General features: G+C 74.2%; 19 protein-coding genes and 1 pseudogene. 11 read left to right on the top strand and 9 right to left on the bottom strand.

The window, feature by feature from the left end:
* Positions 1-99: 99 nt before the first annotated feature.
* Positions 100-885, bottom strand: a pseudogene (locus tag ACWD11_RS22485) (DMT family transporter); the annotation flags it as partial.
* Between the two features lie 47 nt (positions 886-932).
* Between ACWD11_RS22485 and pdxR the strand changes: the two are divergent.
* From pdxR to ACWD11_RS22460, 5 genes are all read left to right on the top strand, one after another.
* Positions 933-2,378 (top strand): MocR-like pyridoxine biosynthesis transcription factor PdxR, encoded by a 1,446-nt coding sequence (pdxR, locus tag ACWD11_RS22480; protein ID WP_451284988.1) that lies wholly within the window; start codon positions 933-935, stop codon positions 2,376-2,378.
* 121 nt (positions 2,379-2,499) lie between these two features.
* A complete protein-coding gene (locus tag ACWD11_RS22475) occupies positions 2,500-4,074 on the top strand; it encodes an alkaline phosphatase D family protein (protein WP_451284986.1) in 1,575 nt (524 codons plus the stop codon).
* 129 nt (positions 4,075-4,203) lie between these two features.
* Positions 4,204-5,622: an SWIM zinc finger family protein gene (locus ACWD11_RS22470; protein WP_389417577.1), complete on the top strand. Its 1,419-nt coding sequence runs from the start codon at positions 4,204-4,206 to the stop codon at positions 5,620-5,622.
* The gene (locus ACWD11_RS22465) at positions 5,619-8,243 is read left to right on the top strand and encodes a DUF7824 domain-containing protein (protein WP_451284983.1); all 2,625 of its coding nucleotides are present in this window, start codon (positions 5,619-5,621) and stop codon (positions 8,241-8,243) included. Before ACWD11_RS22470 ends, ACWD11_RS22465 begins: the two co-directional genes overlap by 4 nt.
* Positions 8,244-8,442: 199 nt before the next feature.
* Positions 8,443-9,849, top strand: coding sequence for a GNAT family N-acetyltransferase (locus tag ACWD11_RS22460; RefSeq protein WP_451284981.1), 1,407 nt, complete (start codon positions 8,443-8,445; stop codon positions 9,847-9,849).
* On the opposite strand, the gene ACWD11_RS22455 is transcribed toward ACWD11_RS22460, so the two are convergent.
* Positions 9,846-11,045 (bottom strand): trans-sulfuration enzyme family protein, encoded by a 1,200-nt coding sequence (locus tag ACWD11_RS22455; RefSeq protein WP_451284979.1) that lies wholly within the window; start codon positions 11,043-11,045, stop codon positions 9,846-9,848. The two genes, ACWD11_RS22460 and ACWD11_RS22455, sit on opposite strands and share 4 nt — an antisense overlap.
* 60 nt (positions 11,046-11,105) lie before the next feature.
* On the opposite strand from ACWD11_RS22455, the gene ACWD11_RS22450 reads away from it, so the two are divergent.
* Positions 11,106-11,597: an Lrp/AsnC family transcriptional regulator gene (locus tag ACWD11_RS22450; protein ID WP_389417573.1), complete on the top strand. Its 492-nt coding sequence runs from the start codon at positions 11,106-11,108 to the stop codon at positions 11,595-11,597.
* 32 nt (positions 11,598-11,629) lie between these two features.
* Positions 11,630-13,318 (top strand): DUF885 domain-containing protein, encoded by a 1,689-nt coding sequence (locus ACWD11_RS22445; RefSeq protein ID WP_451284977.1) that lies wholly within the window; start codon positions 11,630-11,632, stop codon positions 13,316-13,318.
* 168 nt (positions 13,319-13,486) lie between these two features.
* Here the strand turns inward: ACWD11_RS22445 and ACWD11_RS22440 are convergent, their stop codons facing one another.
* On the bottom strand, positions 13,487-13,969 hold the full coding sequence (locus ACWD11_RS22440) for a rhodanese-like domain-containing protein (RefSeq protein WP_451284975.1): 483 nt from the start codon (positions 13,967-13,969) through the stop codon (positions 13,487-13,489).
* Between the two features lie 164 nt (positions 13,970-14,133).
* Here ACWD11_RS22440 and ACWD11_RS22435 point away from each other — a divergent pair, with 164 nt between their 5' ends.
* Complete coding sequence (locus ACWD11_RS22435) at positions 14,134-14,580, top strand: Lrp/AsnC family transcriptional regulator (protein ID WP_389417570.1); 447 nt, start codon at positions 14,134-14,136, stop codon at positions 14,578-14,580.
* 4 nt (positions 14,581-14,584) lie between these two features.
* Here the strand turns inward: ACWD11_RS22435 and ACWD11_RS22430 are convergent, their stop codons facing one another.
* The 5 genes from ACWD11_RS22430 to ACWD11_RS22410 all read right to left on the bottom strand — a co-directional run bounded on the left by ACWD11_RS22430 (position 14,585) and on the right by ACWD11_RS22410 (position 21,246).
* Entirely contained in the window at positions 14,585-17,578 is a 2,994-nt protein-coding gene (locus ACWD11_RS22430; RefSeq protein ID WP_451284973.1) for an AAA family ATPase, read from the bottom strand.
* Positions 17,575-18,738 (bottom strand): exonuclease SbcCD subunit D, encoded by a 1,164-nt coding sequence (locus tag ACWD11_RS22425; RefSeq protein ID WP_451284971.1) that lies wholly within the window; start codon positions 18,736-18,738, stop codon positions 17,575-17,577. Before ACWD11_RS22425 ends, ACWD11_RS22430 begins: the two co-directional genes overlap by 4 nt.
* Before the next feature lie 104 nt (positions 18,739-18,842).
* A complete protein-coding gene (locus tag ACWD11_RS22420) occupies positions 18,843-19,469 on the bottom strand; it encodes a YigZ family protein (RefSeq protein ID WP_451284969.1) in 627 nt (208 codons plus the stop codon).
* A 24-nt stretch (positions 19,470-19,493) separates the two neighbouring features.
* A complete protein-coding gene (locus ACWD11_RS22415) occupies positions 19,494-20,036 on the bottom strand; it encodes a SixA phosphatase family protein (RefSeq protein WP_389417566.1) in 543 nt (180 codons plus the stop codon).
* 484 nt (positions 20,037-20,520) lie between these two features.
* A complete protein-coding gene (locus ACWD11_RS22410) occupies positions 20,521-21,246 on the bottom strand; it encodes a hypothetical protein (protein WP_451284967.1) in 726 nt (241 codons plus the stop codon).
* 165 nt (positions 21,247-21,411) lie between these two features.
* Here ACWD11_RS22410 and ACWD11_RS22405 point away from each other — a divergent pair, with 165 nt between their 5' ends.
* The 3 genes from ACWD11_RS22405 (at position 21,412) to ACWD11_RS22395 (ending at position 24,142) form a co-directional block, all read left to right on the top strand.
* On the top strand, positions 21,412-21,819 hold the full coding sequence (locus ACWD11_RS22405; RefSeq protein WP_389417563.1) for a CoA-binding protein: 408 nt from the start codon (positions 21,412-21,414) through the stop codon (positions 21,817-21,819).
* Positions 21,820-21,912: 93 nt separating this feature from the next.
* A complete protein-coding gene (locus tag ACWD11_RS22400; RefSeq protein ID WP_451284965.1) occupies positions 21,913-22,893 on the top strand; it encodes a formylglycine-generating enzyme family protein in 981 nt (326 codons plus the stop codon).
* A gap of 25 nt (positions 22,894-22,918) precedes the next feature.
* Positions 22,919-24,142: a 4-hydroxybenzoate 3-monooxygenase gene (locus tag ACWD11_RS22395; protein WP_451284963.1), complete on the top strand. Its 1,224-nt coding sequence runs from the start codon at positions 22,919-22,921 to the stop codon at positions 24,140-24,142.
* A 24-nt stretch (positions 24,143-24,166) separates the two neighbouring features.
* Here the strand turns inward: ACWD11_RS22395 and ACWD11_RS22390 are convergent, their stop codons facing one another.
* Positions 24,167-24,526 carry an ArsR/SmtB family transcription factor gene (locus ACWD11_RS22390; protein WP_389417560.1) on the bottom strand — a complete coding sequence of 120 codons (360 nt, stop codon included), beginning with the start codon at positions 24,524-24,526 and terminating at the stop codon, positions 24,167-24,169.
* Positions 24,527-24,537: the final 11 nt, after the last annotated feature.

Here is a 24,537-nt window from a genome sequence, read left to right as displayed (position 1 = left end):
GGCGGCCGCCGACCCGCGCCGGGCGAACGCGCCCGATCCCAGGGCGACTCCGGCGCCGACCAGGGCGCTGCCCGCGGCCTGGGCGGCGCCGTAGGAGCCCGTGCCGACCAGCGGCGCGGTGCAGGCCGCGGCGACCGGGATGAGGCCGGAGAACAGCGTGGCGCGCTCTGCGCCGATCCGCTGCATGCCCATGTACCAGCAGACGAATCCGATCACGGTGACGATCACCGCCTGCCACAGCAGCGCGGCCGTCTCGGTGGCGTCCGGCCGGCGCAGCCACCCGGTGCCGTCGACGAGCAGCGCGGCCGCCGCGGACTCGACGGCGGCGACACCGCACACCGTGGCGGACAGCAGCCGCGGGCCCAGGGGGCGCAGGACGGGCACGGCGAGGACGGCGAACCCGACCTCGCCGACCAGCGCGCACAGCGAGAAGGCGATGCCCGCCGCGTCCGTACGACCCCAGCCCTGGACGGTGAGGGCGCCGACGGCGACAAGGGTGGCCCCGTACAGCACGACCCGCTGCGGACGGCGGCCGTCCAGCAGCGGGACGAGGACGGCGACGACCACCGGGGCGCAGCCCACCATCACGCCCGGGACGGCCGGTTCGGCGGTGCGTTCGGCGGCGATGACGGCCAGGTTGAAGCCGACCATGCCGACGGCCGCGAGCATAGCCAGGCGCCCCCACTGGCGGGCGGTGAGCCTCCTCAGCCGGGCCGTGGCGCCCCGGCCGGCGAGCGGGACGAGCAGCAGACAGGCCAGGGCGTAGCGCAGGAACTGGCCGCCCGCGTACGGGTAGTCGCCGAGGACGCTGTTGGCGGTGAAGGACCCTCCGACGAGGACACAGGCGAGCGCGGCGAGCAGGGACCCGCGCGTGGTGGAGTTCATGGGAGCGACGCTAGGAAGTGCGGCGGTCCGGATTAAGGTCCACTTTCATGACGGCGTCACAGACCAATCCGGATGACCACACGGAGGCGGCCCGGACGGGCACGGGCTCGGCCGCGTGGGAACTGCTGCTGCCCGCCGCCTCCGCGCCGGCCCGCGCGCGTGGGCGGGCGTTGCAGGCCGCGTTGCGGGAGGCGGTGCGCTCAGGGCAGCTCACTCCGGGAACGCGCCTGCCCTCGAGCCGCGACCTCGCCGCCGACCTCGGGGTGTCCCGGGGGCTGATCACCGAGGCGTACGAGCAGCTCACGGCGGAGGGCTATCTGCGCAGTGGCCGGGGCGCCGGGACCTGGGTGGGCGGTGCCGTACGGTCGGCGCGGCCCCGTGCGCACGACCTCGCGCCGCGCTCTCCGGGCGCCCGGGCCGACTTCGTGCCCGGCACCCCCGACCTGTCGCTGTTCCCGCGCGCCGCCTGGGCCGCGGCGCAGCGGGGCGTACTGGCCGAGCTGCCGCACCAGGACCTCGGCTACCCCGACCCGCGCGGGCTGCCCCGGCTCCGTACGGCGCTGGCCGAACTGCTGGCCCGGCGACGGGGTGTGGTCGCGGACCCGGAGCGGCTGGTGGTCGTCTCCGGGGTGGCGCAGGCGACGACGCTGCTCGGTTTCGCGCTGCACGCGCGCGGGATGCGCACGGTCGGCGTGGAGGACCCCGGCAGCCCCCAGCACAACGCGCTCTACGCCGCCGCGGGCGTCGCCGCCGTGCCGCTGCCCCTGGACGAGGAGGGCCTCGCCCTCGACCCGCTGCGGGCCTCGGACGCCCGGTCCGTGGTGACCACCCCCGCGCACCAGTACCCGACCGGGATCGCGTACTCCGCGCGGCGCCGCGCCGAACTGCTGGACTGGGCGCGGTCCGTGGACGGATTCGTCCTGGAGGACGACTACGACGGCGACTTCCGCTACGACCGCGCTCCGGTAGGCGCGCTGCAGGGCCTGGACCCGGAGCGGGTGGCCTACGCGGGCTCGGTCAGCAAGTCGCTCGCGCCGGGACTGCGGCTCGGCTGGCTGCTCGTCCCGGAGGCGCTCGCCGACGACGTCGTCGAGCGCAAGCGGACGATGGATCTCGGCCATCCCACCATCGACCAGGCGCTGTTCGCCCGGTTCGTGGAGCGCGGGGACTACGACCGGCAGTTGCGCCGCTGCCAGCGCGCCTACCGGGAGCGGCGCGACGCCCTGGTCGCCGCGCTGGAGGAGTACTTCCCGGGGTCCCGGGTGTCGGGCATCGCCGCCGGGCTGCATGTGATCGCCGTCCTGCCGAAACGGTTCGGGCCCGAGGAGGACTTCCTGGCGCGCGCGGCCGCGGCCGGCGTGGCCGTGCGCCTGCTCTCCCACTGCGCACACGCGCGCGGGGAGCACGACGACGTACGGCTGGTCCTGGGGTACGCGCACCTGTCCCCGGCCCGGATCCGGGAGGGCGTACGGGCCATGGCCGAGGCGGTGTGAACCGGCCGCCGGTTCCTCTGTCCCGGCGGTCAGTTGTTCACTTGCGGTTTCCGTGGGCGCTGCGGCGCCCCAGTAGGTGTGGCACTGCACACTGGCCGGATCCCGTCCTGGAGGCTCATCCATGTCACACCGTCCGCTCCCCGGCCGCCGCAGCGTTCTGCGCGGCTCGCTCGCCGCCTCCGCGGCCCTGTCCCTGCCCACCACGCTCGGCGCGGCGCCCGCGTTCGCGCTGTCCGGACGGCCCGAGGCGGCCTGGGGCGTGCAGACGGGCGATGTGACGACGGACTCGGGCCTGGTGTGGGTCCGCTCCGACCGGCCCGCCCGGATGATCGTCGAGACGTCCGCCACCGAGTCCTTCCGCAACCCGCGCCGATGGCACGGCCCCCTGCTCGGCGCGGGCACCGACTTCACCGGTACGACCCGGCTGCGCGGGCTGCCCTCCGGCGAGCAGATCCACTACCGAGTCCTGCTCGCCGACCCCGACGACCCGCGCCGCACCGGCGAGCCGGTGACCGGTACCTTCCGCACCGCGTCGGCCAGGCGGCGCGACGGTGTCCGGTTCGTCTGGTCCGGCGACCTCGCGGGCCAGGGCTGGGGCATCAACCCCGACCTCGGCGGCTTCCGCATCTACGACACGATGGCCGGCCTCGACCCGGACTTCTTCCTCTGCAGCGGTGACAACATCTACGCCGACGGCCCGATCAGCCCGACCGTGGCCCTGCCCGACGGCCGGACCTGGCGGAACATCACCACCGAGGAGAAATCGAAGGTCGCCGAGACGCTGGCGGAGTTCCGCGGCAACTTCCGCTACAACCTGCTCGACGAGAACCTGCGCGCCTTCAACGCCCGGGTCCCCTCGATCATCCAGTGGGACGACCACGAGGTCACCAACAACTGGTACCCGGGCGAGATCCTCGGCGACTCCCGCTACACCGAGAAGCGCGTCGACGTGCTCGCCGCCCGTGCCCGGCAAGCGTTCGCGGAGTACTACCCGATCTCCACGCTGCGCCGCCCCGACGGCCGCGTCTACCGCACCCAGCACCACGGCCCGCTGCTGGACGTGTTCGTGCTGGACATGCGCACCTACCGCAACGCCAACTCGCCGGACGACCAGACCACCGATCCGGTGGGCATCCTCGGCCAGGAGCAGCTGGAGTGGCTCAAGCGCGAGCTGTCCCGCTCCCGGGCGGTGTGGAAGGTCATCGCCTCCGACATGCCGATCGGCCTGGTGGTGCCGGACACCGGCGACGGGAAGCCGAACATCGAGGCGGTCGCGCAGGGCGACCCGGGCGCCCCGCTCGGCCGGGAGCTGCAGATCGCCGAGCTGCTGCGGTTCATCAAGCACCGGCGGATCACCGGCACGGTCTGGCTGACCGCCGACGTCCACTACACCTCGGCGCAGCACTACCAGCCCTCGCGGGCCACGTTCACCGACTTCGCACCGTTCTGGGAGTTCGTCTCGGGTCCGCTGAACGCCGGCTCCTTCCCCGCCAACGCGCTCGACAACACCTTCGGGCCGGAGCGGGTCTTCCTCAAGGCTCCGGCGGTCGCCAACGTCTCCCCCGCCGACGGCTACCAGTTCTTCGGCGAGGTCGACATCGACGGCGACAGCGGCGAGCTGACGGTACGGCTGCGCGAGCAGGACGGCACCGTGCTGTTCACCCAGGTGCTCCAGCCGGGGCGGGTCGGCCAGTAGGCGGCGTACCCTTCACCCGTGTCGCGCACCGGCGTCATCCCCCGGCGCGCGGCACCTTCAAGACGGCCTCGCTGAGGGCGTTTTCGCAGGTGGGAACCGGTTGTCAGTGGTGGCCTCTACGGTTTTCCCATGACGCGATCACTGCACGCAGTGGCCTATCGCCGACCCTCCGTGCTGGACTCCACCGCGGACGGCCGGCGCCTGGGCCTGGAGACCTCACGGGGCGCGACGCCCACCGGCACCACCGACCATCCCCGCTTCTTCACGGGGTTCCTGACGGCCCCTCAGGCGGCTTCCGCCGGGCTGCTGGCGGTGGCCGACGTGGCGGCGGCGCGCTACTTCCAGCGGCAGTTGCGCGCCTCGCTCGATCCGGTGGTGACCGGCAACGGCGACCGGCTGCGCTTCGAGTCGTTCTCCGGCTGCGGCGGCGTATACGCCCGGCTCGACGTGCTGACGGCGGGCCTGGACGGCGACGAGGTGGGCCACGGCACGACCAACGTGGACGTCAACAACCCGCTGCGCGAGGCGCTGTCCAGGATCGGCACGGACGATCCGCTGCACCTGCGCGTCGGTCCCGACGACCTGACGGTGACCACGCTGGACGGGCCGGTGGTGGAGAAGAAGGTCCCGCTCCCCGACCGCTGGCTGCGCGGATTCGCCGAGTCCCAGGTGATCGCCGCCGGCTTCGACCTGCGCGCCGAACTGCCCGCCGCCGAGGCGGTGCGGTTCCTGCGCGCGCTGCCGAAGGCCGGACCGCGCGGCGCGGTGGGAGGTCCGCGCTGGGTGGTCCCGGCGGGCCGCGGACTGCGCCCGACCACCCGCGCGGTGCCCGGCGCGGTCTGTCTGCCGGGCCCGGAGCGGCTGAGCGCGCTCCAGCGGGTCCTCCGGCACGCCACCACCTTGCGGGTGTACGGCCCCGCGGTCGGCGCGGGTTCGGCGGCGACCGCCAGTGCCTGGGAGATGGTGCTCCCGGGGATGCGGCTCACCCTCACCCTGTCGCCCGACGCCTCCCGCGGCTTCTCCGGCGAGGGCGGCGTCCTCGACGCGCTCGCCACCGACGAGGCCGCCGGGGACGCGGAGCTGATCTCGGTGCTCCTCTCCTGGGAGCCGCGCATCGACGTCACCGACCTCGCCGCCGCCTCGGGCCTCGCCCCCGACCGGGTGCGCGCGGCCCTGGTCCGCCTGGGCACCTCGGGCCGGGTCGGCTACGACACCGCGGAGGCGGCCCATTTCCACCGGGAGCTGCCGTACGACTCCGCGCGCGTGGAGCGGCACAATCCCCGGCTGCGCTCCGCCCGGGCCCTGGTGGCGGCGGGTGCGGTCGCCCTGGACGGCGCCCTCGGCACGGTGACCGCGGAGGACGGCCATCTGCACCGGGTGCGGGACGAGGCGGGGGTGCTGAGCTGCACCTGCCTGTGGTGGGGGAAGTACCGGGGCGGGCGCGGACCCTGCAAGCACGCCCTGGCGGTACGGATGGTGCGGCGCGGCGCCGCGGCTGAGCAGGGGACGGCAGCGGCGACGGCACGAGTCGACGGGGGTGTGCGATGAGTTCGCTGATGGACGCGGTACGGGCGGGACGGATCGCCGAGGTGGCGAGCCTGCTGGACGGGATGACGGACGCCGAACGGCGGGACGTCTTCCCCGAGTTGAAGGCGCTGCGCAAGGAGTTGCGTCCGGACCGCTGGAGCGAGCGGGGGCAGCGCATCCTGCCCGCCCTGCATCTGGCCGGCGCCGCCTGCCAGACCGGGGCCGCGGCCGTGGCGAACTGGCTGGCGGCGACCGACTTCCTCTGGGCGTCCGCCTCGCCGGCCCGGCTGGTCGACGCCCTCGCCGACCGGGACCTCGTCTGGATCGCCGATGTCATCCACCGGCTCGCCCGGCGTCCGGTCGGTGCCCGCGTCCCCTTCGAGCTGATGACGGGCCTGGTACGGCTGGCCGCCTGCCCGGTGCCCACGACCGACGCCTACCTCCAGGGCTGGCTGAGGCACGTCGGCAGCACCTGGGCGCGCCTGGGCTCCCTCTCCGACCGGCTCCGTCAGGAGCCGCAGCTGGCGGAGCTCGTGGCCGCGCTCTTCGAGATCGAGGACATCGGCTCGGTGCTCGGCTGGATCGCCGGGGAGGGACACAACAGCTGGCCCGCGTCCCTGGCCCGCCTCACCGAGGACGGCACCCTGGACCGCAAGTCGATGCTGGACGGCTGTGTGGCGCGCCTGCTGCGGGGCGGCCGGGCGTCCGACGTGCGGGTGTTCCTCCAGCTGTTGCAGGCGCTGGCCCCGACCCCTCAGGAGGAGCGGGAGCGGGTGGCCGACTGGACGGCGCTCGCGGCGGACGCCGCCTCCCCGGTCGCCGGGCACGCCCAGTCGGTACTGGCCGGGCTCGCCCTGGCCGGCGAACTCCCGCCCCGGCGGCTGGCGGAGATGTCGGAGGCGGTGCTGTTCCGCACCGAGAAGAAGCTGCTGCGGGCCCAGCTCGTGCTGCTGGGCAAGGTCCTCGCCCAGGACGCCTCCGGGGTCGACGCGCTGCTGCCCGCCCTGGCACAGGCCCTCGGGCACCCGGACTCCGAGGTGCGGGAACGCGCGGTCAAGCTGGTGGAGCGGCACGCGCCGAGGATCGGCGACCCGCGAGTGCGGGAGGTACTCCTCGCCGGCGCCGAACAGGCCGGTCCGGTCCTGCGTGCCCGGATGGCCGAGGCCCTGGGCAGCGTCCCTGTCCCGACGCAGGGGTACGAGGAGGCGCTGCCACCGGTACCGGTGCCGTTGCGCCTGGCGCCCGCCGCGGAGTCTGCGGCCGAACTCGCCGAAGAGGTGGGGGCGTTGCTGGCGGGCGGCGCCGATGACATGGTCGCCTTCGAGCGCACCCTCGACGGCTTGGTGCGCCATGCCCACCGAAACCCGCGCGCCCTGCGGGAAGCCCTCGAACCGGTGGTGAGCCGACTGAGCTGGTTCACCGCCGACACCGTCCATGCGAGCAGCTTCTTCGGCCACCGTCATCTGGAGGTCGTCCTCGCGGGCCTGCTGCGCACGTCACCGGGTGAGGGCTTCCGTGCGCCGCTCCAGGACCCGCTGTCCGGGGCGGGCTGTGTGCACAGCCCTCTCGGTCGCGCCTTCAACGCCCGGATATGGGAGATCGCGCACCGGGTCCACGCCGATCCGCCGCCCTTCCTCCTGTCCACCCCCACCTGGAGCACCGGCATTCTCGAGCCTGACGAGCTGGTCACCCGGCTCGGCAGCTACCGCGAGCTCGGCGTCCGGGTGGTGCCCGCCGACTTCGCCCAGGCACTGCTGCGGGTCCGCCGCCAGGACCACACGGCGGCCGGGGCAGCCGCGCAGCGGGCGGCGGCGCTCGGCAGCCCCGAGGGCACGCGTCTGGCACAGTGGCTCACCGCCGACGGGCCGGCCCTGCCACCCGTGCGACGGCGCACCGTGGGGCCCCGGGTCCTGTTGGAGTCCGGCGAACTCGCGGAGCTGCAGCAGGACTTCCCGCCGGACTTCCAGCCCCTGGGCGGACCGGTGACCGTCTACCAGGAGCGCTGGCGCTGCTACCACTGGGACGCCGACCTGCGCCCGCACTGGACGGCCCTGCTGCCCGAGCGGCGCGAACTCGTGGCGGTCCGGCTGCTGCGGGACTTCTCCTCGCTGGCCGTGGACGACACCCGGGGCGCCGCCGGGATACTCCCCCGGCTCGCCGAGTCGGACGGCGCGGCAGGTCCCGCCCTGCATCTGGGCGTCGCGTACGCGCTCGGCGCGCGGCACGAGGAGGACCGGCTCGCCGCCGTGGACGCCCTGCTGGTGCTGGCCGCACGGGGACAGCTCGACGCGGAGCGGCTGGGTGCCGACCTCGGGGAGCTGATGGGCAGGGGGGCGGTCAAGCCGGTGCGGCTCGTGGAGTCCGTGCGGACGGCGGCGGCGACCGGGGCGAACTCCACGGTCTGGGAGATACTCCGGCACACGCTGCCCGCCCTGCTCGCCGGCCTCGCCGGTGACCGGCCGCCCGCCCCGCCACGCGGGCTCGCGGATCTGCTGGCCCTGGCGGCGGACTGCGCCGAGCGGGCCGGTGCGCGGGGCGAGGTGCCGCACCTGGCGCAGACGGCCGGGCGGGGCGGCTCCTCCCGTCTGGTGGCCCAGGCCCGTCGGCTGCGCAGCACGCTGGTCACGGAAGTGGCCGCCTGACGTAGCCCACTACGCCGTATGCCCGGGGCCCGGCGTGGACACGGGCGGACGACCGGGCAGGAGGCGGAGGTCGGCCGACGCCAGCGACACAACAGCAACAGAAACGACAAAAGGTGCAGAATCGATCTTTACCGCCCGGACACAAAGCGTTCGTGATCACGCAACACCATTCCTTCACAGTGGCTGCATGAGTCGAGACATGTCTGATGTGACGCGTGCGAAGCACGGGCGCCCCGTCCACCACTGGCGGCGGGACGTCATCGAACTCGCCGCGCTCTTCACGGCCGTCGCGGTGGCGGACGCCGTGGCCAACCTGGTCGGGCACGGCCCGGACGGACCGGAGCTGCTGCTGGTGTCGGCGGTCCTGCTGGTCGCCACGGCCGCGTTCCACACGTGGTGGTCACGCCGCCACGGCCACGCACCGCCGACGGACGATACCGGTGCCCGGCCCGCCGCTGAGCGGCAGGCCGGGCCGTCGGACCCTTCGTCGCAGCAGCCGGCCGGGGGCACCCCCGGCGAGAGCACGCTGTGGCGGATGCGGACGACCGTGAAGGACGAGCCGGGATCCCTGGCCGTGCTCTGCACGGCCCTCGCCGAGCGGCGGGTCGACATCCTGAGCCTCCAGACCCATCCGCTGGGCGACGGCACGGTGGACGAGTTCCTGCTGCGCGCCCCCGGCGACCTCCCGGTCGCCGAGATCACCCGGGCCGTCTCCCGGGCGGGCGGCACCAGCACCTGGACCGAGCGCGCCGATGCCCACGACCTGGTGGACGCGCCGACCCGGGTCCTGGGCCTCGCCACCCGCACCGCCCTGGACGCGGCGGAACTGCCGCTCGCGCTACGCCAGTTGCTGGGCCGTTGCACCATCCGCCAGCTGCCCGCAGCGCCGGTCGCCGGACGGGCGCCGGAGGGCGTTCCGGTGGAGGGCGTCCTGGAGGACACCGTGATGCGGCTGCGGGCCCCCGAGGGCGGAGTGATCACCGTGGAGCGGCCCTATCTGCCGTTCACCCCCACCGAGTTCGCGCGGGCGCGGGCCCTGGTGGAACTGGACGCCCGGCTCGGCCCCCGGGTGCCGCGCAGCCAGGACGTGCTGACGCTGCAGGAGGGCAGCGACATCACCGTCCGGCGGGCCGACACCGGCGATGTCGAGGCCGCGAAGGCCATGCACGAGCGGTGCTCGTCGCGGACGTTGGGCATGCGGTACCACGGGCCCGTAGGTGACGCGGACCGGTATCTGAACCACCTCCTCAGCCCGCGGTTCGGGCGGACGCTCGCGGTTCGGACGGCGTCCGGGCGGATCGTGGGACTCGGCCACCTCCTGTGGGACGGGGACGAGACGGAGGTCGCGCTGCTGGTCGAGGACGCGTGGCAGCGGCGCGGGATCGGGACGGAGTTGCTGCGCAGGCTGGTGGGGATGGCTGTCGAGGCCGGGTGCGAGAGCGTGTACGCGGTGACTCAGTCGTCGAACACCGGGATGGTGGCTGCCATGCGAGGGCTCGGGTTGCCGCTCGACTACCAGATCGAGGAGGGCACGCTGGTGATCACGGCCAGGCTCGCCTCGCAGGTGCGGGTGGGTGTGGAAGAGGCCGCGCGCCGTAGGAGCTAATGCCGTATGGCGGGTGCGGGTGTTCTGTGGCTTGTCGCGCAGTTCCCCGCGCCCCTAGGTGGGTTCCCGCCCAGGGCGTTGTCCAGATCCGTCCAGAGGTCTTCCACGTCCTCCAGGCCCACCGACATGCGCAGCAGTCGGTCGCTCACCCCGGCGTCCCTTCGGTCACCCTCGTTCACGATGCGGTGGCTGATGGACGCCGGGTGCTGGATGAGGGTGTCCACGCTGCCGAGGCTGACCGCCGGGGTGATCAGGCGGACCGCGGCGATGACCTCGTGGGGGTCTTCCGCCACCTCGAAGGCGACCATCGCGCCGCCGATGCCCGGGTAGTGGACCCGGGTCACCCGGGGGTCGGCGGCGAGGCGGCCGGCCAGTTCGGCGGCGGTCGCGGAGGCCGCGCGGACCCGCACCGGGAGCGTGGACAGGCCGCGCAGCAGCAGGTAGCCGGCGAGCGGGTGCAGGACCCCGCCGGTGGCGAACCGGATCTGCCGCAGGCGTCCGGCCAGCTCCTCGTCGCAGGCCACCACGCCCGCCATCACGTCGCCGTGTCCGCCGAGGTACTTGGTCGCGCTGTGCAGCACCAGGCGCGCCCCCTGCTCGGCGGGGCGCTGGAGCACCGGGGTGGCGAAGGTGTTGTCCACGAGCAGCGGGACCGAGCCGCAGGCGTGGGCGACGGCACGCAGGTCGACCTCGGCGAGGGTCGGGTTGGCCGGGGACTCCACCATCACCAGGCCGGTGTCGGGACGCAGCGCGTCCTCGATGCCGGCCGGGTCCGTCCAGGTCACCTCCGAGCCGAGCAGACCGGCGGTCAGCAGGTGGTCGCTGCATCCGTACAGCGGGCGTACGGCGACGACATGGCGCAGGCCCATCGAGGCCCGTACCAGCAGCACCGCGCTCAGCGCGGCCATGCCGCTGGCGAACGCCACCGCGCAGTCGGTGCCCTCCAGCCGGGCCAGGGCGGTCTCGAAGCGGGCGACGGTCGGATTGCCGAGGCGTCCGTAGACGGGCGGTCCGTCCGGATCGGCGCCGGTCTCGGCGAACGCGTCGATGCGGGCGGCCTCGCCGCGGCTGTCGTAGGAGGGGTAGGTCGTGGACAGGTCGATCGGCGGGGCGTGCAGGCCCAGACCGGCGAGGTCGTCGCGGCCGGCGTGCACGGCTTCGGTGGCCAGAGCTCTCGAGCGCACAGGGATCTCCATGGGCGGAAGAGTGAACGCCGACCGGGTCACCGGAGGCGAACACCGTGCTACGTTCGGCCGGTGGCCGAAACTGTCGTACTGGATCCGGTGGATCTTCATCTGCTGCGGCTGTTGCAGAACGACGCCCGGACGACGTACCGGGACCTCGCCGCGCAGGTCGGGGTCGCGCCGTCGACCTGCCTCGACCGGGTGACCCGGCTGCGGCGGGCGGGGGTGATTCTCGGCCATCAATTGCGGCTGGACCCGGCGAAGCTCGGGCGTGGGCTAGAAGCCCTGCTGTCCGTGCAGGTCAGACCGCATCGGCGGGAGCTGGTCGGGCCGTTCGTGGACCGGATCCGGGCCCTGCCGGAGTCGCGGACCGTCTTCCACCTCACCGGTCCCGACGACTACCTGGTCCATGTCGCGGTGGCGGACATGACCGATCTTCAGCGGCTGGTTCTGGACGAGTTCACCTCGCAGCGGGAAGTGGCGCGCGTGGAAACCCGGTTGATCTTCCAGCAGTGGGAGTGCGGCCCGCTGCTCCCGCCTTCGCCCTCGGCTCAATCCGGGTGACGCCCGGCGGGCGCCGTACGAGGATGGTCCGCATGTCAGAGACCAAGAGCCCGCTGCCCCGCGCGGTCGCCGACGCCTATGTCGACGACCTCATCGCCCTCGATCCCGTGACCGGTACCTATCTCGGTGTGAAGGAGAGTTCGAGCCGTCTGCCCGACCTCTCGCCCGCCGGCCAGGAAGCGCTGGCGGAGCTGGCCCGGGCCACCCTGGCACGGCTCGACGAGGCCGAGCGGCAGCCCGGCGCGGACAGCGACATCGAGCGCCGGTGCGCCCGCCTGCTGCGGGAACGGCTGACCGCCGAACTCGCCGTGCACGAGGCCGACGAGGGGCTGCGCGCGGTCGGCAACCTGGGCACGCCCGCGCACTCGGTGCGGGAGATCTTCGCCATCACCCCGGCCGAGACCGAGGAGGACTGGGCGGCCATCGCCGAGCGGCTGCGCGCGGTGCCCGCGGCGCTGACCGGTTACCGCGAGTCGCTCACGCTGGGCCTGGAGCGCAAGCTGTACGCGGCACCGCGTCCGACCGCCACCTTCCTGCAGCAGCTCACCGAGTGGGCGGACACCGGTGCGGGCCGGGGCTGGTTCGAGGACTTCGCCGCCGCGGGCCCCGAGGCGCTGCGCGGCGAGCTGGGCAAGGCGGCCCGCGGGGCGACCGCGGCCGTGGTGGAGTTGCGGGACTGGATGCGGGACGTGTACGCCCCGGCCATCGAGGGCGCCCCGAACACGGTGGGCCGGGAGCGCTATGCCCGGCTGGCGCGCTACTTCAACGGCACCGATCTCGACCTGGACGAGGCGTACGCGTACGGCTGGTCCGAGTTCCACCGTCTCCTCGGCGAGATGCGGCAGGAGGCGGAGAAGATCCTGCCCGGCGCCGAAACGCCGTGGGTGGCGCTCGCGCATATCGACGAGCACGGCCGGCACATCGAGGGCGTCGACGAGGTGCGGGCCTGGCTCCAGGGCCTGATGGACCGGGCGATCGAGGAGCTGGACGGCACCCACTTCGAGCTCGCCGAGCGGGTGCGCCGGGTGGAGTCCCGTATCGCCCCGCCCGGTGGCGCGGCAGCCCCGTACTACACCGGTCCGAGCGAGGACTTCTCCCGTCCGGGCCGCACCTGGCTGCCGACGATGGGCAGGACCCGCTTCCCGGTCTACGACCTGGTGTCGACCTGGTACCACGAGGGAGTTCCGGGCCATCACCTCCAGCTGGCGCAGTGGGTGCACGTCACGGACCGGCTCTCCCGCTACCAGGCCACCGTCGGCCAGGTCAGCGCCAACTGCGAGGGCTGGGCGCTGTACGCGGAGCGGCTGATGGACGAGCTGGGCTTCCTCACTGACCCCGAGGAGCGGCTCGGCTACCTCGACGCGCAGATGATGCGCGCGGCCCGCGTCATCGTCGACATCGGCATGCACCTGGAGCTGGAGATTCCGGCGGACTCGCCGTTCCACCCGGGTGAGCGCTGGACGCCGGAGCTGGCCGAGGAGTTCTTCGGGGCGCACAGCAGCCGTCCGGCGGAGTTCGTGGAGAGCGAGCTGACGCGCTATCTGACGATTCCGGGGCAGGCGATCGGCTACAAGCTGGGCGAACGGGCCTGGCTGCTGGGCCGCGAGAAGGCGCGCGAGCGCCACGGCGACGCCTTCGACCTCAAGGCCTGGCACATGGCGGCCCTCTCGCAGGGCTCGCTGGGCCTGGACGACCTGGTCGACGAACTCGCCCGGCTGTGAACCGGACCGAGCGGCGGCAGCCGCCCGCCTGAGCGGTGCCCGGTCCGCCTCGTCCGGCGCGAGCCACGCGACGAGGCGGACCGGGCCGCCGCCCTCGACAGCCCCGGCAACCCCCTCGCCGGGCCGGCGTACGGAATCGGTGTCCCCGGCACCTGTGGGCGGGCGCTGTCAGCAGCCGCAGTCCTCGCTGTCGACCGGCGCGGTGAGCGGGTCGGCGGCGCCGCGAGCGGGGCCCTGCCAGGTCTCGTACGCGAAGCCCTCGCGGGCCCAGTACTCGAAGCCGCCGAGCATCTCCTTGACCTGGAAGCCGAGTTCGGCGAGGGCGAGGGCGGCCCGGGTGGCGCCGTTGCAGCCGGGGCCCCAGCAGTAGGTGACGACGGGCACGGACTTGTCGAGGAGCTGCTCGGCCTGCTCGGGGATGAGCGCGGTGGGCAGGTGGACGGCGCCGGGGATGTGGCCCTGGTCCCAGGAGGCGGTGGACCGGGAGTCCAGGACGACGAACCCGGGGTCGCCGTCGGCCGCCAGGGCGGCGGCCACGTCGGAGACGTCGGCGTGGAAGACCATGCTGGCGCGGAAGTAGGCGGCGGCCGCGGCCGGGTCCGCCGGGGCCACCCGCAGGACGGGGTTGACGGCGGTGGTGACGCTGCTCATGCTCGAGCCCTTCTGTGGTCGCTCCTTCGGCCTCGCGGTCGCCGCGGTCACGGCTGCCCCGAAGGCTCCTGACCAGAAATCTACGGCCCGAAGATCAACTCCCTGAAGGGCCGATCCCCGGCACTCCTCTTGATCGGCCGGGGAATTCCCTGTTAGCTCCGGCCATGACCACGTATTCACCGGACGCCACCGACTGGCGCATCCTCGATGTCCTCCAGCGCGAGGGCCGGGCCAGCTTCGCCGAGCTGGCGCGGGCCGTGTCGATGTCCGCGAGCGCGGTCACCGAGCGGGTGCGCAGGCTGGAGGAGGCCGGTGTCATCCAGGGCTACTCGGCCGTGGTGGCGCCGGAGCAGCTGGGCCTGCCGATCCTGGCCTTCGTCCGGCTGCGGTATCCGACCGGCAACTACAAGCCGTTCCACGACCTGGTGGCCGTGACGCCGGAGATCCTGGAGGCGCACCATGTCACCGGCGACGACTGCTTCGTGATCAAGGTCGCCGCCCGCTCGATGCGCCACCTGGAGGAGGTCTCGGGCAAGATCGGCGCGCTCGGCTCGGTGACCACGTCCGTCGTCTACTCCTCCCCGCTGCCCCGCCGACCGCTGGGCCGGTAGCCGCTCAGCCGGCGCCGCGCTGCCGCAGGGTCGATCCCGAGCGGCCCTTCACGACCTCCAGCTGGGCGTGGATGCGCCGCCGCAGATCGGCGACGTGGCTGACGATGCCGACGCTGCGGTCGCGTTCCCGCAGCGAGTCGAGGACGTCGAGGACCTCGTCCAGGGTCTGGTCGTCGAGGCTGCCGAAGCCCTCGTCGATGAAGAGGGTGTCCAGGCGCACCCCGCCGGCCTCGTCGGTGACGACGTCCGCGAGGCCGAGGGCGAGGGCCAGCGAGGCGAAGAAGGTCTCGCCGCCGGAGAGCGTCGCCGTGTCCCGCTCGCGCCCGGTCCAGGCGTCGACGACATGCAGCCCGAGACCGCTGCGGCCGCGTCCGGCGCGGTCGTCGGAGTGGACGAGGGTGTACCGGCCGGACGACATGCGCCGCAGCCGTACGGTCGCGGCGGCGGCCACCTGTTCCAGGCGGGCGGCGAGGACGTAGGACTCCAGGCGCATCTTGCGTTCGTTGTCCGCCGAGGTGCCCGCGGTGAGGGCGGCCAGGCGGGCGACCCGGTCGTACTGGGCGCGCAGTGGCGCGAGCCGGCGTGCGCCCTGGGTCGAGCGGGCGGAGAGCCGGTCGAGTTCGGCGCAGCGCCGCTCGGCGGCGTCCCGCGCGGAGGCGGCGGCCCGCAGCCTCCGGCCCGCCTCGGCCGCGGCCTCCTCCGCCCCGGCCAGGTCGGCGGCGGGTCGCTGGGCGGCGGCCGTCGTGTCGGCCTCCCCGAGCACGGCTCGTACGGCGGCCTCCTCGGACTGCCACGCGTCCAGGCGCCGTTGCAGTTCCCGGTGGGCGGTGTCGTCCAGGAGGGCGTCGGCGGCGGCCTGCGGTGTCGCGAAGCCCGCGCGGAACGCGGCGTCCGCGAGGCGCGCGTCGGCGGCCTTGAGCCGCTGCGCGCTGTCCTCGGCGGCGCGGGCGCTGTCGGCGGCGTCGGTGAGCAGAGCGACCTGGCGCTCCAGCTCGGCGGCCCGGGCGGCCACGCTGTCCAGGGCGCCGCGCGCCTCGGTCAACACCGCTTCCAGGGAGGCCCGTTCGCGGTCCAGGCGGTCCCGGTGGCCGATCCGCGCGGCGGCCCTGACCTCCGCCTGCTGACGTGCCGCCACCCGCCGCTCGTGCTCCTGCTCGGCGCGGCGCAGTTCCTCGTGCGCGGGGTGCAGCGCGGAGGCGTCCCGGCGGGCCTCGGCGAACAGGCGCTCCAGCTCCGCGACCTCGTCGGCGAGTGCGGGGGTGGGCGTGTCCCCGGCCTCGGCGGTGGCGGCGGCCAGCGCCTCGCGGACGACGCCGAGCCGCCGTTCCCGCTCGGTCTGGCGCTCCTCCGCGGCCTGGAACGCGGCAAGCGCCGTCTCCTCGGCCTCGCGGTCGACGTGCCCGGCGTCCTTGCGGGCGGGCGCGGGGTGCTCGGTGGCGCCGCAGACGGCGCAGGGCTCGCCGTCGGTGAGCTGGGCGGCGAGTTCGGCCGCGATACCGTTCAGGCGGCGCTCCTTCACCTCCAGCCAGTGCGCCTTGGCGGCCAGCGTGTCGTCCTGCGCACGGCGGGCCCCGTCGGCGGCGGTGTCGGTGTCCTCCGCCAACTGGTCGCGCAGTCTGGCCGCCTTGAGCCGTACGGCCGCGGACTCCCGCTGGACGGCGAGCTGTTCGGCGCGGGAGGCGGCCTCCTGGGCGCTGTCGATCCGCGCCTGGAGTCCCGCGCGGGTCGCGTCCCACCCGGCGAGCCAGCTCTCGGCTTCCTGGAGGATGTCCTCGTCGGCCCGCTCCTGGCGGTCCAGCCCGGTGCGCTCCTCGGCGAGTTCGGCCAGCCGCCGCTCGGCACGGCGGGCCGAGTCCAGGCCGCCCAGCTCCTCGGCGGCCCGGCGCGCGGCGGCCGCGAGTCCGGCGGCGCCCGCGTCGGCGAAGGCGGCCGGCAGCAGGCCACGCGTGTGGGCCCCGGCCGCCGACGCCCGCCGGTGTTCGGCCTCGGCGGCGTCCCGCAGCTCCAGGGCGGGGGCCACCGCCTCGGCCTTGCGGCCCCGCTCCATCCGCGCCTGCGCCGCGCGGTGGCCGTCGGCGCGCTCCTCCAGTGACCGCGCCCGCTCCCGCGCCTCGGCGAACCTGCGCTGCAACCGGGCGGTTTCGCGTACGTCGGCCAGTGCGCGCTCGGCGCCGGCCTGGGCGGACTCGGCGGCGGCGAGGCGGCAGTGGGCGACGGTCAGTTCCTCGCGGGCGGTGCTCCGGGCCACGGCGGCGGCGCTCAGGACGGCCTCGGCGAGTCCTGGTTCGCCCGGCGTCAGCTCGGGCAGCTCCATGAAGTCGCCCGCCGCCTGCTGCATGCGGTGGGCGTCGGCCAGCAGGGCGGCGTCGCCTTCGCGGACCTCCGCCTCGGCCGCGCGCCGGCGCTCGGCGAGGCGCTTTTCGACCTCGGCGAAGCGGTGGGTGTCGAAGAGCCGGCCGAGCAGTCGGCCGCGCGCCTCGGCGTCGGCGCGCAGGAAGCGCGCGAAGTCACCCTGGGGCAGCAGCACGACCTGGCAGAACTGTTCGCGGCTCATGCCGAGCAGCTGGGTGATCTCCTCGCCGATCTCCTGGTGGGAGCGGCTGAGGTCCTTCCAGGCGCCGGTCGTGGCGTCGTACTCGCGCAGCCCGCTCTGTGCCTTGTCCAGGGTGGTGCCCGAGCCGCGCTTCTTGGGGCGCTCCCAGGGCGGCTGCCGGGTGATCTCCAGCCGGCGTCCGGCGACGGTCAGTTCGAGGGTGACGGAGGTACGGGTGCCCGGCGCGGCGTGGTCGCTGCGCAGGGTGAGGCCCTGGCCGCTCTGCCGGGCCCCGGGCACCGCGCCGTACAGCGCGTAGCACACGGCGTCGAGCACCGAGGTCTTGCCCGCGCCGGTGGGGCCGTGCAGCAGGAACAGTCCGGCCGCGGACAGGTCGTCGAAGTCGACGCTCTGGGAGCCGCCGAAGGGGCCGAAAGCGGTGATGTCGAGGCGGTGCAGCCTCATCGGGCCACCTCCCGCACCACCGCGTCCGCGCGCACGGTGTCGAACGCGTCCCGCAGCACCCCTTGCTCGTCCTCATCCGGTCCGGCGCCGCGCACATGGGCGACGAAGTCCTCGGCGATCTGCTGGTCGCTGCGTCCGGCCAGCCGTCTGGCGTAGGAGACGTCCGGGTCGTCCGGGGCGCGGTCGGGGTCGAAGACAAGGCTGAGGGTGTGCGGGAAGCGCTCGGTGAGCCGGGCCATGGGGTCGGCCGGACGGACCGCGTCGGTGAGGGTGGCCTCGATCCAGGCGTCCTCGTGCCGGGCGAGGGCCGGATCGGCGAGCAGGTCCGCCAGCTCCCCCCGGATCCGGGCGAGGGCGCGCGGCGCGGGGCAGTCGATCCGCTCGGCCGTCACGACGCCGTCGGCGTCCAGGTCGACCAGCCACATGGTCTTGCGGTGGTCGGCCTCCGAGAAGGAGTACGCCAGCGGGGAGCCGGAGTAGCGCACGCGCTCGGTGATGGTCTGACAGCCGTGCAGATGCCCGAGCGCCGCGTAGTCGACGCCGTCGAAGACGCCGGCCGGGACCGCGGCCACCCCGCCGACGGTGATGTCCCGCTCGCTGTCGCTGGCCTCGCCGCCGGTGACGAAAGCGTGCGCCAGTACGATGGAACGGGTGCCGCGCGCGCGTGCGGCGAGGTCGGCGCGGACGCGGTCCATCGCGGCGGCCAGCACCGCCTCGTGCCCTGCCTTCTCCACCGCGAACTCGTCCTTCACCAGGGCCGGTTCGAGGTAGGGCAGGCCGTAGAAGGCCACCTCGCCATGGCGGTCGGCCAGCACCACCGGTGTCCCGCACGCCGAGGGTTCGGTGCGCAGATGGATGCCCGCGCGGTCGATGAGCCCGGCGCCGACACCGAGCCGGCGGGCCGAATCGTGGTTGCCGGAGATCATCACCGTGGGCACCCCGAGATCGGCGAGGCGGTGCAGGGCCCGGTCGAACAGTTCCACGGCGGCGAGCGGCGGGACCGCGCGGTCGTACACGTCTCCCGACACGAGCACCGCGTCCACCTCGCGCTCGCGCACGGTGGCGACGAGGTGGTCGATGAACCCGGCCTGGGCGCCGAGCATGTTCACGCGGTGGAACGCCCGGCCCAGATGCCAGTCGGAAGTGTGCAGGAGCCTCATGATCCCCGAAGACTAACGGCCGGGTCTGACATCACGGGCGGTTACTCCCGTATCAGCCCGTCATGACCGCACCGGGCGACGCCCGTTGCGCCCGATTCCATCCGTTATGCGTCTCCGTAGGCCTCTCCCCCGAGCTCGAACCGGGCCGTCTCCGCGGACGCGTCGGCGAGCCAGGACCGGAAGGCGTCCACGTCGGCGTCCGGGAGGCCGATGTCGAGGGTGACGTGCTCGCCGTAGCGCACGTCCCGTACCTCGCGTCCGGTGGCGCGCAGGTCGTTCTGGATCTTCCCGGCGCGCTGGTGGTCGACGGTGACGGTGGCAAGGCGGAAGCGGCGGCGGGTGAGGGTGCCGAGGCTGTCCAGGGCCTCGCCGACGGCACCGCCGTAGGCCCTGATGAGGCCGCCCGCGCCGAGCTTGACGCCGCCGTAGTAGCGGGTGACGACGGTGACGACGTACCGCATGTCGCGGCGCAGCAGCATCTGGAGCATGGGGACGCCCGCGGTGCCGCCCGGTTCGCCGTCGTCGCTCGCCTTCTGGATGCCGGCGTCGGCGCCGATGACGTAGGCGTAGCAGTTGTGGGTGGCGTCGGCGTGTTCCTTGCGGACGGCCGCGACGAAGTCCTGGGCCTCCTGTTCGGTGGCCGCCGGGGCGAGGGCGCACAGGAAGCGGGAGCGGTTGACCTCGGTCTCGTGCACGCCCGCGTGGGCCACTGTGCGGTACTCGTCCTGCATCCGGTCAGCCTATGCCAGGCGCCGTCAGCGCTTCTTTCCCCGGGGCACGGTGAACCAGGTCAGCAGGGCGGTACCGGGGGTCAGGGCGGTCCAGTCGCTGCCGCGCCAGGCCAGGACGGCGACGGCGGAGGTGGGGAACTTCACCCTCACCTGCTCCAGCGCGTCGTCCAGGCTGTCCCCGGCCAGCTCGACCACCAGTTCCTCGAGCCCGGGGTTGTGGCCGACCAGCAGCAGCGTCTCCACGGCGGTGGGCGTCTCGTGCACGGCGGCGAGCAGCTCCGGTACGTCGGCCGCGTACAGCCGCGGCTCGTAGCGCACCGGAGGCGGGGTGCCCCACTCGGCGAAGGCCAGCTCCCAGGTCTGTCGGGCGCGTACGGCGGTGGAGCACAGCGCGAGGTCGGGCAGCAGGTCGGCCTCGGCGAGCGCCCGGCCCGCGGCGGGGGCGTCCCGTCGCCCGCGCGGGGCGAGCGGCCGCCGGTGATCGGGCACCCCGTCGGGCCACGCGGACTTGGCGTGCCGCAACACCACCAGCCGCCGCAACGGGCCCGTCCCGGCACGCGCGATCATTCGGGGGCTCCTGGGGCGGGGATCGAATCCGGCCGGCCGAATTCAGCGAGGACGCGGTCCGGGACGCGGCCCCGGGCACGGTCCGAGACGCGGTCGGGGGTGCGGTTCGGGACGGCGGTGCCCCGGCGACGCTGATCGGACACGCCCGCACGGCACAACGGGCCCGTCCCGAGGGGCGTGATCCCGCTGGGGAACCCAGGTCGCTGGGGCCGACCGGACCGAGCGGCCGGCCGACCCGCGACGGGCGCTGTCCGGCGGCACCGATCGAGCACGCCGACAGCCCACGACCGCCGCACCTCGACCCAGCGACCCGCTCCGATGCTCGCGATCACGTCCGGGACCCCCAACCGCAGGGACGTTCCAGGCCGAACAGCCGGCCGACCCGCGGCGGACACCGTCCGGCGGCGCCGATCCGGCATCCCTTCGCGCCGCACCCCCCACCGCGCCACCCGGCAACCCCGCCGACCCGTCCCCGAGTACGCGATCACTCGGGGGATCCCAGGTCGCGGGTGAGGTCCAGGCCGAGGAGTCGGTCGGCGTAGGCGTAGGTCTCGAAGCGGGCGCCGTCCGGGAGGTCCGGGTCGGTCTCGACGCGGGCCAGCAGCCGCAGTACGCCGGGCAGGTCCAGGTCGTCCTCCCAGGCGCCGCGCAGATCGGTGCGCACCTCCTCGGGGATGGGCCGCGAGGGGTGCCGCGCCCAGGACGCGACCGCGCGCCGCCAGCGGACGAGGGTGTCGTGGGCCTCGGTCAGGGCGGCCGTGTCGAGCCGTACCGGCCGGTCCCGGCGCCGGCTGAGCAGGGCGAGGCGCAGGGCGACGGGGTCGGCGCCCGTGAGCGGCGCGGGTGACGTGGCGTGGACGGGCGCGACGTGGACGCGGACGCCGTCCGGGGCCGGGCCGTCCTCCGGCACGACATGGATGACCTGCTTCTCACCGAGCCCACGGCCGGCCTCACGGCTGTCCTCCAGCGGGCGGATCCCCAGGGCCGCGGCCCCGGCCCGCAGCTCGGGCTGTTCCCGTTCGCCGTGGAGCACGGCCCAGACCGGGGTACCGCCGAGTTCCAGCGCGCGGACGAGGAGATCGGCGACGAGGAGCACGCGGAGGGCGCCGGTGTCGAAGCCCGGGGCGTGGGCCTCGACGCGGGTCAGTCCGCGCCGGGTGGGCGCGGCCTCGACGGGGACCCCCGTTCGGGAGTCGATGATGCGCAGCACTCCCCGAGCCTAGGCGGGCGCGCGCCCCGGCGCAGCACGCGGCGCGGTTTTCCGGACAGGGAGCGGCCCATCCGCCCGGGAAACCGCACCTCGGCCCGGGAATCTCCCCGCCCCGTTGGCCGTTGTGCGGACAACAGGCACGTCATGAGGTCGAGGAGGCCCTGGGTGTACGGCGATGAAGCGACGGTCCGCAAGATCCTCACCGAGCTCGGCGACACCTGGGCCGTGGTCGGTCTGTCGTCGAACCAGCGGCGTGCGGCGTACGGCGTCGCCCAGGTGCTCCAGCGTTACGGCAAGCGCGTGGTGCCGGTCCACCCCAAGGCGGAGACGGTGCACGGCGAGCAGGGTTACGCCTCCCTCGCGGACATCCCCTTCGACGTGGACGTCGTCGACGTCTTCGTCAACAGCGAGCTGGCGGGACCGGTGGCCGACGACGCCGTGGCCAAGGGCGCCAAGGCGGTGTGGTTCCAGCTCGACGTCATCGACGAGGCCGCCTACGACCGCACCCGGGCGGCCGGCCTGGAGATGGTCATGGACCGCTGCCCGGCCATCGAGATCCCCCTCCTGCGGTAAAGCACAAGCGGTGACGTTCAACCGGTGACGCACAAGAGCAGGGCGTAGACAGGGTCCGCGCCCGCCCGCTCGTCCGCCCCCGAGGAAGCATCGATGCCCGACCCCCGCTCCCCCAACCGCTGCTGCACGCCGTCGTCCGCGACCGGCGGCCCGCTCAACCCGCCGCCGCAGACCGCCACAAGCCGCCCAGCCCTCCCCGACGGCCGCCCCGCCTCGACCGACGGCATGATCCTGCTCCCCGGCGGCGAGTTCCTCATGGGCGCCGAGGACTCGGAAGGCTTCCCGGACGACGCCGAGGGCCCGGTCCGGACAGTGCGGCTGCACCCCTTCCGCATCGACGCCTGCGCGGTGACCAACGACGACTTCGCGGCCTTCGTCGCCGACACCGGCCACCTCACCGACGCCGAGCGCCTGGACTGGTCGTACGTCTTCGCCGGGTTCCTGCCCGCCGCGCTGCGCCAAGGCGCCCCGCGGCCCGAGCGGACGCCCTGGTGGTGCGCGATCGCGGGGGCGGCCTGGGACCGACCGGAGGGCCCGGGCAGCGATCTCGCCGGGCGCGGCGACCATCCCGTGGTCCACGTCTCCTGGTACGACGCCGCCGCCTACGCGGCCTGGGCGGGCAAGCGGCTGCCCACCGAGGCCGAGTGGGAGTACGCGGCCCGCGGCGGCCTCAGCCGGCGACGCTACCCCTGGGGCGACGAACTCGACCCGGACGGCACCCACCGCTGCAACATCTGGCGCGGCACCTTCCCCACCAGGAACACCGCCGCCGACGGCTACTCCGGCACGGCTCCGGTGACCGCCTTCGAGCCCAACGGCTACGGCCTGTACAACACTTCGGGCAACGTGTGGGAGTGGTGCGCGGACTGGTGGTCCACGGAGCACCGCGCCGGGGAGCAGGGCGGAGCGGTCGACCCGGTAGGCCCGGCCGAGGGCACGGCCAAGGTGATCCGCGGCGGCTCCTACCTGTGCCACGCCTCCTACTGCAACCGCTACCGGGTGGCCGCCCGCAGCGCCAACACCCCGGACAGCGCCAGCGGCCACGCGGGATTCCGCTGCGCGGCGGACGCCTGAGGCCCGGCGCGCACATAATGCTCGGGTGACTTCCCTCCCCACCCACCCCAACCCCGGTGCCGCACACCGCTTTCCGGTCGTCATCGTCGGCGCGGGACCGGCCGGGCTCACCATCGGCAACGTCCTGCGCGCCGCCGACGTGGACTGTCTGGTCCTGGAGACCGAGAGCCGTGAGTTCATCGAGCGGCGGCCGCGGGCCGGCGTCCTGGAGGAGTGGGCCGTACGCGGGCTCGATCAGCGCGGCCTCGCGGCGCACCTGCTGGCGCACGGCCAGGTGCACAACGAGTGCGAGTTCCGGTTCGCCGGGCGGCGTCACCGGTTCGAGTACGCCGAGCTGACGGGGTATCACCATTACGTCTATCCGCAGCCGTTGCTGGTGACGGACCTGGCGCGGGAGTACGCGGACGTGCGCGGCGGCGCGATCCGCTTCGGCGTGCGGGAGGTGGAGCTGCACGACCTGGACTCGGACCGCCCCTCCGTGTCGTACACGGACCCCGGCTCGGGCCAACGGCACACCGTGCACTGCGACTTCGTCGCGGGCTGCGACGGCGCGCGCGGGGTGAGCCGGGACGCACTGCCGCCCGGCCGCGCCCAGGTCTCGCGCTACGACTACGGCATCGGCTGGCTGGCGCTGCTCGCCGAGGCGCCGCCGTCCAACGACTGCGTGGTGTTCGGGATGCATCCGCGCGGATTCGCCGGGCACATGGCCCGCAGCCCCGAGGTGACCCGCTACTACCTGGAGTGCCCGCCCGGCGACGACCCGGAGAACTGGTCCCACGAACGGGTCTGGTCCGAGCTCCAGCAGCGGCTCGGCGCGGCCGGCGCGCCCCGGCTGACGGAGGGACGGCTGATCGAGAAGCGCGTGCTGGACATGCACGGTTACGTCGTGGAGCCCATGGCGTTCGGCCGGCTCTTCCTGGCCGGGGACGCGGCCCATCTCACCGCGCCGATCGCGGCCAAGGGCATGAACCTCGCCCTGCACGACGCCTTCCTGCTCGGCGACGCCTTCGTCGCACAGCTCACCAAGGGCGACGGGAGCGGCCTGGACGGCTACTCGGCGGCCTGTCTGCGCCGAGTCTGGGACTACCAGGAGTTCTCGCAGTGGCTGTCGGAGGTGTACCACGGCGCCTCCTCCGGCGACCCGCATCGCGCGGGCACCGCGCTGGCCCGGCTGCACCGTCTGCTCGGCTCCCCGTCCGCGGGACTCGCCTTCGCGGAGCAGTACTTGGGCAAGAACACGTACGGCTAGGTCACAAGCACCCGTACTGCCGGCTCAGTCATGCGGGGGCCGGTCGCCGATCCGGTGGTCCGCCACCTTCAGCGCCTCCTCCACCAGCCGCCGCAGATGGCCGTCGTGCAGGGAGTAGATCACCCGGCGGCCTTCCTTGCGCGTGTTCACCAGACCGGCGAGACGCAGCCGTGCCAGATGCTGGCTGACGGCGGGCCGGGCCGCTCCGCATGCCTCCGTGAGCGTGCTGACGTCGGCCTCTTCCCGGGTCAGCGCGTGCAGCAGGGCAAGGCGGGTGCGGTCGCCGAGGAGGGCGAGGAGTTCGGCGGCGAGGGCGAACTGCTCCTCGCCGGGGGTGCGCGGATGCGCATCGTGCGCAGATGACAGGTGCATGCGTGCGCTCATACGCACATAAT

Source organism: Streptomyces sp. NPDC002776, assembly GCF_053592195.1.
This window is presented reverse-complemented; position numbering and strand designations above follow the sequence as displayed.

Coding starts and splice junctions, on each gene's coding strand:
- pdxR (WP_451284988.1), top strand. CDS start 933: ATGACGGCGTCACAGACCAATCCGGATGACCACACGGAGGCGGCCCGG.
- ACWD11_RS22475 (WP_451284986.1), top strand. CDS start 2,500: ATGTCACACCGTCCGCTCCCCGGCCGCCGCAGCGTTCTGCGCGGCTCG.
- ACWD11_RS22470 (WP_389417577.1), top strand. CDS start 4,204: ATGACGCGATCACTGCACGCAGTGGCCTATCGCCGACCCTCCGTGCTG.
- ACWD11_RS22465 (WP_451284983.1), top strand. CDS start 5,619: ATGAGTTCGCTGATGGACGCGGTACGGGCGGGACGGATCGCCGAGGTG.
- ACWD11_RS22460 (WP_451284981.1), top strand. CDS start 8,443: ATGTCTGATGTGACGCGTGCGAAGCACGGGCGCCCCGTCCACCACTGG.
- ACWD11_RS22455 (WP_451284979.1), bottom strand. CDS start 11,045: ATGGAGATCCCTGTGCGCTCGAGAGCTCTGGCCACCGAAGCCGTGCAC.
- ACWD11_RS22445 (WP_451284977.1), top strand. CDS start 11,630: ATGTCAGAGACCAAGAGCCCGCTGCCCCGCGCGGTCGCCGACGCCTAT.
- ACWD11_RS22440 (WP_451284975.1), bottom strand. CDS start 13,969: ATGAGCAGCGTCACCACCGCCGTCAACCCCGTCCTGCGGGTGGCCCCG.
- ACWD11_RS22435 (WP_389417570.1), top strand. CDS start 14,134: ATGACCACGTATTCACCGGACGCCACCGACTGGCGCATCCTCGATGTC.
- ACWD11_RS22430 (WP_451284973.1), bottom strand. CDS start 17,578: ATGAGGCTGCACCGCCTCGACATCACCGCTTTCGGCCCCTTCGGCGGC.
- ACWD11_RS22425 (WP_451284971.1), bottom strand. CDS start 18,738: ATGAGGCTCCTGCACACTTCCGACTGGCATCTGGGCCGGGCGTTCCAC.
- ACWD11_RS22420 (WP_451284969.1), bottom strand. CDS start 19,469: ATGCAGGACGAGTACCGCACAGTGGCCCACGCGGGCGTGCACGAGACC.
- ACWD11_RS22415 (WP_389417566.1), bottom strand. CDS start 20,036: ATGATCGCGCGTGCCGGGACGGGCCCGTTGCGGCGGCTGGTGGTGTTG.
- ACWD11_RS22400 (WP_451284965.1), top strand. CDS start 21,913: ATGCCCGACCCCCGCTCCCCCAACCGCTGCTGCACGCCGTCGTCCGCG.
- ACWD11_RS22390 (WP_389417560.1), bottom strand. CDS start 24,526: ATGAGCGCACGCATGCACCTGTCATCTGCGCACGATGCGCATCCGCGC.